8 protein-coding genes are annotated in these 13,004 nt (G+C 41.2%); 1 reads left to right on the forward strand and 7 read right to left on the reverse strand.

Translation table 11 applies throughout. The features are described 5' to 3' along the window. Positions 1-40 precede the first annotated feature (40 nt). Positions 41-1,054, reverse strand: coding sequence for a sigma-54 interaction domain-containing protein (locus FHW88_RS24445; RefSeq protein WP_176628271.1), 1,014 nt, complete (start codon positions 1,052-1,054; stop codon positions 41-43). Positions 1,055-1,555: 501 nt separating this feature from the next. On the opposite strand from FHW88_RS24445, the gene FHW88_RS24450 reads away from it, so the two are divergent. Continuing rightward, entirely contained in the window at positions 1,556-1,735 is a 180-nt protein-coding gene (locus FHW88_RS24450) for a hypothetical protein (protein WP_176628272.1), read from the forward strand. A 47-nt stretch (positions 1,736-1,782) separates the two neighbouring features. Here the strand turns inward: FHW88_RS24450 and FHW88_RS24455 are convergent, their stop codons facing one another. The 6 genes from FHW88_RS24455 to FHW88_RS24480 all read right to left on the reverse strand — a co-directional run bounded on the left by FHW88_RS24455 (position 1,783) and on the right by FHW88_RS24480 (position 12,445). Beyond that, positions 1,783-4,059, reverse strand: a complete 2,277-nt coding sequence (locus FHW88_RS24455) for a sensor histidine kinase (RefSeq protein WP_176628273.1) — start codon at positions 4,057-4,059, stop codon at positions 1,783-1,785. 1,361 nt (positions 4,060-5,420) lie between these two features. Next, positions 5,421-6,131, reverse strand: coding sequence for a response regulator transcription factor (locus FHW88_RS24460; protein WP_176628274.1), 711 nt, complete (start codon positions 6,129-6,131; stop codon positions 5,421-5,423). Positions 6,132-6,403: 272 nt separating this feature from the next. Continuing rightward, positions 6,404-7,330, reverse strand: coding sequence for a LysR family transcriptional regulator (locus tag FHW88_RS24465; protein ID WP_176628275.1), 927 nt, complete (start codon positions 7,328-7,330; stop codon positions 6,404-6,406). Positions 7,331-7,499: 169 nt separating this feature from the next. Then, positions 7,500-7,751, reverse strand: coding sequence for a hypothetical protein (locus tag FHW88_RS24470; protein WP_176628276.1), 252 nt, complete (start codon positions 7,749-7,751; stop codon positions 7,500-7,502). A gap of 223 nt (positions 7,752-7,974) precedes the next feature. Further along, positions 7,975-9,927, reverse strand: coding sequence for a sigma 54-interacting response regulator (locus FHW88_RS24475; protein ID WP_176628277.1), 1,953 nt, complete (start codon positions 9,925-9,927; stop codon positions 7,975-7,977). A 40-nt stretch (positions 9,928-9,967) separates the two neighbouring features. Beyond that, complete coding sequence (locus tag FHW88_RS24480; RefSeq protein ID WP_176628278.1) at positions 9,968-12,445, reverse strand: histidine kinase dimerization/phosphoacceptor domain -containing protein; 2,478 nt, start codon at positions 12,443-12,445, stop codon at positions 9,968-9,970. Positions 12,446-13,004 lie beyond the last annotated feature (559 nt).

Here is a 13,004-nt window from a genome sequence, read left to right on the forward strand (position 1 = left end):
GGCACCAAACTCAGCTGATAGACGCCTTACCGGAAATCTATTAGTGTCCTGAGTCGAACTTATCAATACCTAACCGTTTTAGTTTTGAATGTAAAGTGGTTGATGGTACTCCCAGCAAATGTGCTGCCCCATTTATACCCGAAATTCTTCCCCGGCAATATTCAAGTATCAGCGTGATGTGATCGCGTTCATTTTCGGCAATTGTTTTAATAAAAGTCCGATCTTGCCCGGATTTTGCCATCAATTTTCTTTTCTTAACCGGTATGCAGAATCGTCTTATAGTTTTATCTTCAGCCAACAAAATGCTTCGCTCAACAGTATGTTCCAACTCTCTGATGTTGCCGGGCCAATCATAATCTAATAAGTCCTGAAAAGCCCAATGTGTTACCATATTAATTTTCTTTGCTAACCTTTCTGAAATTTTCTCAATAAAATGATTAGCTAATGGAATAATGTCGTCTCTTCTTTCTCTCAGCGAGGGCAATTCAATGGGGAATATATTTAATCTATAGTAAAGATCGGCCCTAAAGCGACCTTCTTCTACCTCCAATTCTAGGTTGCGGTTTGTAGCAGCAATGATTCTAACGTCTATTGTAATGGTGTTTTTGCTGCCGATACGATATATTACTCGATCCTGAAGTACACTAAGCAATTTTGCCTGCAGCTCCAGTGGCATCTCCCCAATCTCATCCAAAAATAGTGTGTTATTATTTGCCATCTCAAATTTGCCGATATGTCGTTCATAGGCCCCTGTAAAGCTTCCACGTTCGTGACCAAATAATTCTGATTCGATCAAGTTCGCTGGCAGGGTTGCACAATTAACCTTTATCATAGATTTATTTTTTCGGGGTGAATTATTGTGAATTGCTCTTGCTACCAGTTCTTTCCCCGTACCTGTTTCCCCTGTAATTAAAACTGTACAGGAAGTATAAGCTATTTTATCAAGTAAAGTCAACGAATTTTTAATCGCCGTACTTTCACCGATTATTTCGGAATGTCGTGCCTTAGTTTCGACATTTTTTTCTAAGAAAATTCGCTGTTTTTGTAATCCCATCGTAGTACTATTAATTAGTTTGATTTTAAGTTTGCATAGACGTTAACTAGTAGGTTATTTAGATTTGTTAGACAGAAATTGTTTTTCGCACTGCGTAATATCTGATCCAGTTATTAATTCTATCAATCACCGCATCCTTTCCTTCTGCGCGTCTTTTCTCCATCAGCAATGTTCAGGCAACAATTTGGTAAATTGCCTTTGCCATCTGTTTACTATCAATGAGCTGTTTAATGTAGTCAAATATAGGTCTGTATAACTTATTGCGAAATCATCTAATTGATTAATGATATTAAATTTCTGATAATGGTAACAGCAATTTCTAACACTGTTTGACAGCTTGTACCTGTCAATAAACTGAACCTTTATTTTCGCAATCCCTGAAGGCCGTAATAGCAGTCAACAATAAAAACAGATTAAAAAAAAACGATTGTAAATCTAAGGAACCAAATTCGCGCATGTCCATTGCTTGCGAATAAGCACAAGAAAATAATCTTCATATTGATGAAAGAAATTATATTCCAAGGAGCAGCCTTCAATGAAAAGACGGGGAGATCAATTGGGGGGCCATCAAAAGGGGGTAGATTACGTGGGGATGATATTTCACAAATTAACATCGCAGGAGGTAATCAATTGTTAATTTCTCAGAAGCTGTTTAAATTTGATTTAATAAAAATGTTATAGCGGATTTTGGCGGATAATTAAGCGACTTACAGCGATTTTGATTCTCATTAAGTCAGCGATTGTTTCTGGCTGTCGATGGTCTTCACTGGGAATTTTAAGAAAACGGTCAGGCCATTCTTATTTTCAATACTAAGCGAACCTTCAAGTTGCTCTGTTAAGCCTTCCAAAAGTGTAATACCGAGAGATTCTGCACCTGAAAGATTGAAACCTTCAGGCAATCCTACACCATTATCACTAACTTGAACTTCCAAAAATTTTCCTGCACGTTTAACCCGGATCGCGATACTTCCCGGCTGGTCATTGGGGAATGCGTATTTTATCGCATTGGTCACCATCTCATTTAAGATGATACCTACAGGTATGGCCTGGGATACATCAAGCGTGATATCGTCGACATCATAGTCTATTACAATTTTATTGATTCTGTGATTTAGGGAATTGTCTAACGACTGAATTAATTCTTTAATGTATATCAAAAGATTGATCTCTGTAACATTGTCCGTTTTGTACAATTGGTCATGGATCAGTGCGATCGAGCGTACCCTGTTCTGGCTTTCCAAAATTGCCTGATGCGCACTTTCCACAGAAAGATATACAGATTGTGAGGCCAACAAGCTCATGACAATCTGCAGGTTATTTTTAACCCGGTGGTTCACCTCTTTTAAAAGAAGATCTTTTTCTCCGAGAAGCAAATTTTTATCCGCTATCAGGTGTTTAAGGGATAAATTTTGATGGTCAATCTCCAACTTCTGTTGTAATAGTTGCGCATTACTGCGTTGCTTGAGCCGGTATTGATTATAGACCAATGCTGTAATAATCATTAATAACACTGTTCCACCGACTGTCACCTTCTGGATGAGTTGATTACGCTTTAATTTGGCATCGCTTAACAATGCCTCTCTGGTGAGCGAGTCGATATGTTTGTTTTTTTCGAGTGCTTCGTTTTCAATATGTAGTAGGGAGATCTGGTAAGTTTTTGCTATATTATCGATCGAATCTTTAATCTTCTTTTCTTTAAGAAAGTGTGCCATGGCGGATTTTTTATCGCCTTTTAACGAAAGCAATTCATAATAACGATATTCTGCTGTCCTGACACCCGCCGCAAAATTTTGTTTATGCGCCATGGTGGCATACAACTCTGTATAACGATAAGCGTGTTTCACATCCCCCGTTGCAGAATAATAAGACGCAAGAGCGTTGTAAGCATCCATCAGTTCCTGGATATTAACCGCAGCAATCTTCGGTAATAAACTCTTCAGATTCTCAACATACCGGGCAGCTTCGCTGAAATGTTTGGCATCGACCAGATTGTTTATAAAAGCCATTGCCACAGATAAGTTGTCCAAATCACCAACTGCGTGGCTTTTCATGTCATTAAGAACGGCGAAAGCCTTGTCGGCCTGGTTAGTACGAAGGTATTCCAGGGCGAGTGCCGGCGATTCCATCATTACAACACGATGGTCATGATAACGCTTTGCCATCGATAATACATCAATGGAAAATGGTATCGCCCTGCTATAGTCCTCCATTTTAATATAAGTGGAAGCAATAATATGATTTATACCAGTGAGTTGTATGGTTGTATCACTGACTTCTTTGGCCGTCTCGAGCGCTAATAAACTATATTTTAGCGAATTAGTGTAATCACCCAATTTAAATGATATCCTGCTAATGTTCAGATATATGCCTTCAACAGTGCGACGGCTTACAGCTTTCCCGAGGTCTAAAGCTTCAAATAATGACCTAAGACCTTCTGTAACCCGGTCAGCCCGGAATAACAGGTCTGAGTTGCCTGTCAGCAAATAGGATAGCCAAAGGTAGTTCCGATTCCTCCTAAATATTTCTATCGCTTTGTTAATGTACATGATTCTTTGTTGAAGGGAAACTGGATCTGAAATAGGGTAGTACTGAGCTATCTGATGATATGATCTTGCTTCGCCGTCGCTATTTTTGCGCATTTGGGCAAAGGCCAGAGCATTTTGAGCGATCTTTAGACCCGTTTGCCGATCATTCCGATTATAAAAGCTTTCTGCGCTAAGGAGCATGGAATTAATTATTCCAAAATCATACTTTAGACGATAGCTAAGGGTAGATGCTTGCTCGGCAAATTTGGCTGCCGAATCAATATCCTTTATCTCTTTGGTAGGTTTAAAAAACATTAAATGACCTAACGCAAGTTGCAATTTGACCCTATTGGTATCATTTTTACTCGTGGCCAGCTTGTGTCTTAGTATAGGTAATGGAAGTTCATCCAAGTCGCTGGATTGCGCAAATGTTGTTATCGCTTGTTGAATCAGGAATATGCATAACATTGCAGTCCTCATCACCTTTTTAATTAAAATCATGCAGAAATTTCACCTACTAAGATACGATAATACAGGCTCGGAAAAAAGGTGCAAACGGTAGGCCGACAACATCTTTTCGTCTCCTTTTCGTCCCCCAGGCCTAAGCTGCAAGCCGCCAACTGATTGATCTGAAAAATGGTTGCGGCGAACTTGTTATAAGCTACGCTTTATCCAATGATCCTCGAAAATAAAATTAACTGCCTTTAAAGCTCCGAGAACTTATCAAATCTAACGATCTGCTGACCGGATCGGTAATTTTTTTGCCATAATTGATTCGATGTGGTATGTGATAGCAAGCCACTCCAAGGCAATCATTGCGATTCAAGTTTTATCTATTACTATTTCCTGATAATAATTACGCCCTATACTAGCTGCATTTGAGGGAAATTGCAGGTATTCCCATTTTGATTATTTCACTAACTGAAATGTAGATAGCATGATTGCGGTGGTTAAGATCAATGCAGACCGGACAACAAACGAAACACTGATCATTCCCGGACATGGGCTGATAGGCAAAATACAGCGTCTGATTGACTTTGATGCTATGATTATTACTGCATGTCAAAAATTTAACTGCTAAAAAACAGGGAAAATCCCTTCTGGAAGTTTCCGCATTTCATACTCGACCGATTGAAATGGTATTATATAGACGGTCTGGCTGATTCTTCGGTGAACATCCCGGATAACTCGGAAATTGACCTCTCTATCTTGAAAGACATGAAACCGGGCAAATACAATTGGGTTGTTCTATGATTACCGCACCAATAAGCGTGTGCATTAGGAATGGCAATAACCTTTTCGCAACTAGAACCGAAAATATTGATCGGATACGGAAAACGACTTTCGTCTCAAATAAAAGCCCGGACATAAAACGTGGCTATTACTACTCCTTGATTTTTATTTTTTACCAAATTGTTGATACAGCGTCAAGTCTACGTTATCGGTAGCACCATATCATTAATACACAGATAAGAACAGTTATCAGTAAGACTATCATACGGTAGCGAGCGAATAGAAAGCCAATTGATTTCGAAATAAATAGTACCCGGATCGCCTTCTGAAAATGGTTAACAATTTGTTTACGACCGAACTTAAGCTTAAGTCCCTTCCGTATGGGAACAGGCAAGATTTCAGTCCCTCTTTGTTGTGGGCGAAGATAAGCCTGGCCCTTTCTTGCTCCAAGTGCAGCATTTACAGGCGTATCTGTTTTGAATTGAAAGTGTTCGGTCATAGGATTGCGATTAATATGCCTTTGTTTTTTCAGCCTGGCAAATTCTAAACTATTGTTATTAGATCAATTATTTAAATCAATTACCTGATATCTGTCATCAGCAGGATAATCACAGGTTAGATTCGCTGACTTGATCATACTTAAGTATAAACCCCCGACCGCGGACATTCATAATTTTTATTGCCGGATCGGCCATCAAAAGCTTACGCAAGCGGGTTATAAAAACGTCCATACTCCTGGAATTTGAATGATCATACCCACCCCAAAGTTTCAGGAGGGCCACACGCCGTTCGAGCAGTTCGTTCTTTTGCTTTACCAGTAATAATAAGAGATCCGCTTCCTGCTCCGAGAGGGAAATGACCGCCGAGCCATGGAGCAATTCCCTGAACTGATGCCGAAAACGGTAACTTCCAACCCGGTATTCCCTCATAGCTGAAGTGTCAGGAGGCTGAATTCGCCTTTTGACAAGCCCCTTCAATCTCAAATACAGTTCTTCCAAGCTGAATGGCTTTCTCAAATAATCATCTGCCCCCAACTCAAGTCCCTTTAAAACATCTCCAATCTGTGTCCTCGCGCTCAAAAAAATGATCGGGACTTGCTCATCTACCAAACGGATCTCCGAGACAAGAGTATACCCATCTTTCCGAGGCATCAAAACATCGACAACACAAATATCCGGTTTGATAGATCTGTACATTGACCAGCCCTCAACCCCGTCTTTGGCAAGGTGCAAGATAAATTCCCGTTGTTCCAGGCTCTCGCGGATAAGGCTCGCGAGTACCTGGTCGTCTTCAACCAGTAAAATGTCGAACTTTTTCATCTTGGTTAATATGCTAACGACCGGCATTGACTTCCGAACAGTGGTTACAAGGCCTGCTTCAAATCAAAAGGTCAATGGATGTCGCTCCTTTATATCACACCGCTGTCCAGATGGACACTCTGCACGATCAGCGTTGGGCAAGTCTTTTTATTGCCCATTAATGGGGCCTACTAGTTTTCTTTTAATGTACATTCGAAAGCTGTGTCAACACTTGACTAAACGTATCGCCTTTGTAAATCCTATTGTGAATGTGATAACAATTTGTCGATGGATTAGCTGCTCGCTAAGATTTTATCTTCATTTAACGGCCAGTTTTTGGACAAAATTACTTCCAGTTGTTTAATTTCTCCGGGAAAAGCAGTTATCTTTCTCTTACCAAAATACAAAGTATCTTCAACCGGCGGGCTGCCTTCCCAGGCTAATTTGATTAAGTTTTTTTCGATTTCTTGCCGGCACAGGAAATCAGGTACTACTGCGAATCCTTTATTGTTTGAAAGGCACCGCAAAATGGCCCCGTAATATGGTACGATATAGTTAGGGCGAAAGGCAGGCAGGGTATTGAAACTGGCTGACCAAAACCTTTTCAGCGGCTCCATATCGGCAGCTGTGGAATACCACAATTGAGTTGTCAGCCAGTCTTTTACTGCTTCCCGATCCTCCTTGAGGATCAAGCTATCCAACTCGGTAGTGTCAGTTTTTCCCCCGCAGATCAAAATGATTCTTTCTTTACTGAATGGTGTATACTCAAGGTTATGTTGGGTACCTTTTTGCGGAGTTAAAATCAGGTCTAACGTGCCATTGTTCAATTCATGTAACATTTGCGAATAATCGCCAAAGCGGGTAGTCAGATTGAATGGAAGCTCCGGAACATGAGATTCGAGTATATACTGAAAAACCTCCATCGACATCCCAACACTAACGGTTGGCTTTTCGAGTTTCCATTTTTTATTGAAGATATTCTCGGCTTCCTCGAGTTTGTTCATATGTTCGATGATAAAATTGTAAAGAAAGGTTCCCCTGTCCGTCGCAATCATCTTTCGGGTATCCCTGTCGAAAAGACGGTATCCCGTGAAAGCTTCCAGCGAACTTAAATGCAGACTTACGCCGGGTTGGGATATAAACAATGCTTGTGCAGCCGCAGATAAAGTACCTGCCTCGTAAATAACTTTAAAAGTTCTGAACCATTCTAAATTTATCATTGTGTGTGTCGTTAAGGTAGTTATTTTCGTACTTCAGCATTTAATCACGGGAGTTTTGCAACCATCGTCTTGAAAGTCTTTCGTTCAGCCACCTCAGTTTCTCCCGGAGGATTATCTCATTCTATTTATCTTTTAACGGATCGTGTTAATGGCCTTAATATACCCTAAGTTACTTATCGCGTGAAGCAGTTTGCTCCATGAAATAATCTCTGCTCCGGGGCGTAGTAGCCCACAGTGTATACACCTCATAGCCATTTCCATGGAGTTGGTTTGCGAAGCTATGGGAATACTCGCTACTGGAGTTCAGCCCGTGAACATCAACAGCAATGCTTTTCGGCTTACTGCCAGCTATCCGGTTCCCGAAGAAGATTTTTTCTCCTTGTTGGTTCCTGAACGTTGATGTTATTTGTGTCTCCGTCATATCCATGCAAATGAGTAAGTCATTTGCATGCCAATGGACGGATAAAATAGATGGATTAATGCAAGGTAATGATAGTCAGATATTTAATAAAAAAAGGCATTGCCAAAAACTGGGATAATTATTTGAGTATTCTCCAATCTTTCGGAGGTAAAGATCATCGACTCCAATTTTTCGTATTTTTAGCTGTCACCAACAAAAGTATCAGTAAAATTTCGGGAGTAAGCTAAGAATAATTTTCGCGGGTGATCCCGAACCGGGCCATTTTGGATTCAAGCGTCGTGGGTTTGATATTTAACAATTCAGCGGCCCCCTTTGCGCCACGTATCCGCCCTTCCGTTTGTTTCAGGATAGCAATAATATATTCCCGCTCCGTTTCCCGTTGAGCGTATCTGATATCGTCATAACTGGTGAGCCGGACAGGTTCAACAATCGCAACGGTATTTTCTTTAAGGGGCTGCTTTAACGCCAATTTGGAAATTCCGTCATTCAGAATTACTGAGCGCTCTATTACGTTTTCCAATTCACGTATGTTCCCAGGCCAGTCATAAGTTTCCATTTCTTTCAGCATCGGATCGGAAATACCTGTGAACTCCTTATTAAATTCCTTGCAAAACTTATAAGCGAAATGGGAGGCCAGGGCTTCAATGTCACTTTTCCGCTCCCGCAGCGCAGGTAAAGTAATCGGAAAAATATTAAGCCTGTAATATAAATCGAGCCGGAAATTTCCGCCAGCAATTTCTTTTTCAAGGTTTCGGTTCGTCGCTGCGACTACGCGTATGTCAATCTTTTTGGTATGACTTCCACCGACGTATGTAATCTCCTTTTCCTGTAAAACACGAAGTAGCTTAGCCTGCATATCAAGTGGCAACTCCCCAACCTCATCCAAAAAAATGGTCCCTCCGGAAGCTTGCTCAAACTTTCCTATCCTTTTTTCGGTAGCACCCGTAAATGCTCCTTTTTCATGACCGAAAAGTTCAGATTCCACTAAGGTTGCGGGGATCGTGGCACAGTTCACTTTTACAAACGGCGCTTTTCTTCTGCCTGAAAGCAAATGGATACATTCTGCGATCCGCTCCTTGCCGGTTCCGCTCTCACCCAGTATCAGTACGGAGGAGGTATATGGAGCCACCTGTTTTACGAGATCGAGAGCTGCCATAAGCTGTGGGTGCCTGCCAACGACATTGTCAAACTCCGGCACCTCCGATACCGGCAGGATCGTCTGGTCCCGCTTTGCAGCTATCCCCAACACGCGCTGTGCTTTCTCTCCAAAAAATTTTTCCGAGATATCTTTAAGGTGGACTTTCAAACGTTGAAGCAAGGCGATGTGCTCCTGATTATAAATACCACATTGACGGCTATAAAATGAAAAATTCACCCGTGTGCCGTTATTCAGCAATAAAGTAAAAATAAGATTAGACTCTATCTTAAAATGATCGAACAATTTCCGCTCCATTTCACTCAGTTTATCAAAGCTACTGTGAGTACTTGCTGTATAACTCAAGGCATTCGATTCGTCTTTAAAGGTTTCGTTCTCAAAAAAATAGCTGGGTTTCAGCCCAGAGATGGCAACCAGCTCATCATTTCCAATGACCTGATATTCTTCAAGTCCAGTTCGTAAGAATCCGAATCCTGTACAATTTTCTTCCTGAAGTGGTTTACGTTCAAGCAGGATCAGGTTATTCGGTACGTACGGCTGCAGCAAATGTGTGATCTTTAAAAAACCTTGCACGGGATCAGATTCCCTGTTACTTATTTCAATCAACTGGTCCTGCAGCAGCTGCTCCCGCAGTAATTTAGATTCAAGGCTGTTTTTAGAGCGGTAGGATGCGATATCAAGCGCGACCAGCACATCTTTCTCACGAAAAGGTTTGACCAGAAAGCCATAAGGCTCCGTGGCTTTAGCCTCTTCCAATACTTTCTGGCTGGAGTTTGCCGAAAGATAAATAAATGGAATTAGATCTGCCTTTAGTTTTTTGGCTAGGTCAATCCCATTTCGCTTGCCGCTTAAATGGATGTCCAGCAGGACGATGTCCGGTTTAACTTTTTGAATGGCAATTTCTGCATTTTCAGCGGATGTAGCGACCCCACAAACATGGTACCCCGCCTGTTTGATGACCAGACGTAAGGCATTTGCTACTATAAATTCATCTTCAACGATGAGTATTTTGCAATTCATATTAAATTTTTTATAGGTTTATTCTGATGTCCCGCAATCATTAATTTGTTAACATTTTGAATTTAAGGGTAATATGAACGCCGTTGTCTGTTTTTATATCCAGTTCGCCGTTTAGCTGGTTAGCTAAACCCTGCATCAGGTCAAGTCCGAGCGAATTATGCTCCAAGGCATCGAAATCTGCCGGAAGACCGACCCCGTTATCTGATATTTTAAGCTGTAATCGCCCGGGCCCGTCTTCCAGCAAGACGATCTTAACAAGACCTTCCTGCTCATTCAAAAATGCATATTTCAGCGCATTTACAATACTTTCCGTGACAATTAAACCCAGCGGAATTGCTTGCGATACATCGAGGAGAAGTTCTTCGATTTGTTGCTTAAACACTATATTGTTTCCAGCATCTAAACTATCATGCAAGTACCGCACCAGGTCATTGATATAGTCCTTTATGGCAATGAAAGATGTATTTTGGTCCTGGTAAAGCTTTTGATGAATGAGTGACATTGCCTGCATCCTTCTAAGGCTGTCATTGACGGCCAATTTGGCTGCACCGTCTTCGAGATAAACAGCCTGGGAATAAAGCAGGCTTGTCACCATCTGAAGATTGTTCTTGACGCGATGGTGCACCTCTTTAAGCAGCCATTCTTTTTCTTTTAATAGTTTATCCTTGTCCGAATTAACCTTTTCCAGGAAGGTGTTTTTTTGGTCCAGCTCTTTCCGATTAGCTTCAAGTTTAAGGTTTACGCCCTGTTTATTGAAATACAGCTTGATCAGCAGCGCAACAATGGTGGCAAGCAACGCTAAGCCTCCTAATACTATGTTTATTGTCCGGTTTGCTTCCCTGGCCCTTATCTGGGCCATCTGCTTTTGACTGTTCAATAACTTGATATTTTTATCTTTTTTTTCAGTTTCGTATTTAACTAACAGCTCCCGCGCCTTTTTGACCTGATCGTCGCTAAAAGCCGAATCGAAATAGGTATGCGCTTTCTGAAGATCTGTGACTGCCTGGAAATAACGCTTCTCAGTAGAGTCGATCTTAAAAAGTTGCTGGTAATATAATCCTAATCCCTGCAAATCCTCAGCGGTTGTAAATCCTCTTGCTTGTTCCAGCAGTTCTCTTGCTTTTTTCGTATTGCGCCGTTCCCGGTAAAAAGTAGTTATCTGATATAAAGCTAGTGGAAGCTCATCGTGCACATATTCAATCGGAAAAGCTTTCGCCATAATCAGAAATTGTTGGTAGTTCGTTTCTGCAAGCTTGAAATTATGGAGTTTGTCGTAGGTCAACCCCTGCAAGTAAGCGTAGTGCATCTGCTCAAAGTAAGTTGAAATTACATATCTCTTTGGATAGGTTTTCAGTATTTTTATGGCCTCTAGAGGCCTGTTAAAGCTGATAAGCAACTCTACTTTGCCGGCCATGGCCCTGAACCAATACAACTTAAGTTGATCGCTTTGTGCATTCAGTGCCTTATCAAACCAAAGCATAGCCTCCTGGTTTTTTAACAAGCGCTCTAATACAGCACCCCGGCGACAATAAAAATAACCTATAAAAGCAGAATCAATTCCAGAATGAATCGCTTCCAGGCTTTGATTAGAATATTCTAAAGATTTTGTTAACTGCCCCTTTCTATTATTGATATAGGAGAGCGCGTCGAAGGAATATTGCTGGCAGTGGAAACCAATTTCTTTTTCGCGTTGAATGATATCGGTAGATAATCTTTCGGCATTATCATATCTTTTGGCCGCAAAATTCTCAATGATGATTTGCGAGATAGTTTCGATCACTTTTTCTTTATTGCCAAGGACTCTAAAAACGTCGAGCGCTTTTTCGAAGTCAGCAAGCCGCTCAGGATCTCCATAATGAAGGGCACCGCCGGCTTTAAGCAATGCCCGGCCCTGCGCTGATTTATCATTTAACTGCTCAGTAATTCTGATCACTTCACGGAAAACGTTCCGGCTTTCCTCTGATTGTCCGGACTGCTGTAACAATTCACCTTTAAGACTCATGATTTCAATTTGCCACTTCACCGCAACCGAGCTGCTGCCTGATAAGGCCTCATTAATATATTTTGCGGCTTCCTTAAGATCTATTGGAGCATTGCCCGGCTTAAAAAGAAAGTGAGTTGCCAGTTCGACCAATAGTCTCAGGCGGGTTTCACCCTTACTTTTGGCTAACTCCATTATAGCTTCGCTCACTTTCCCGGCATCTAACAGTATTGTTCCGGTCGAACGTTCTCCATTGCTGTAGCCTTCATTGTAGGCAAGAAAAGGGCTGAGTTTGTACAATTTGCTCGGGATGAGTATGGCACTGTCCATATCGATCTGCCCTTGGCTTACGGTATGAAGGTATTGTGCGGTAATACGGAGCAGTAAGCGCTGTTTGGACACTTCTCGATAGCCGCTCAGGTTGGCCTGGCCATTTGCACTCGACCCGAAAAACAATGCACCTAACACTGCGCAAGCAAGTCGCGCCGTTAGCTTGCCCCTTTGACTCAAACGCTTCAGCGGATCACGATGTTCCATAAGAAATATACCTAAAAAGGTTTATAAACTGTGCTCATAGTTCCATCTCCCATAAACGAATATAAACATTCAGCAGTTAAACAAATAAAATTCAGGCCAGCTGTCATATAAAAAAGTTGACAGGAAGCAATCATTTGCGTGACGGCTTAAACATTTTACGGCTAGGCTTTTAGGAAAAAGAATCGTAAACAGACCAGTCTGAACAAGAGCTTAAGATTACACTAATAAACATTACCGTTGTTATCCAGATTTTTTGACTGAACAAGCCCAATACCAGACCGATGATGTAACCCGGGATATTTAATATGATCAGGTAGGGAGCGGGTTAGTTTAGCCATCATCTATCTTGAAAAATCGTTGACCATATCTAATTCAATCAAACTTGTAGCCTGTGCTATCACCACCGAATATAAATGATGCCAAGGAGAGTTGTCAAGGCGGTCCTTAGCAATTCCGAAAATTTAACAATAACAAGCGGTAAGGGAAACTTTATTGTACATAGAAAGTTCTAATATTTAAAATTCATGAATGCGAAATCACTTAACTCCCGTCGTTAACC

Origin of the sequence: Mucilaginibacter sp. SG538B (assembly GCF_013376065.1) — a bacterium.
Classification (GTDB): Bacteria; Bacteroidota; Bacteroidia; order Sphingobacteriales; family Sphingobacteriaceae; genus Mucilaginibacter; species Mucilaginibacter rubeus.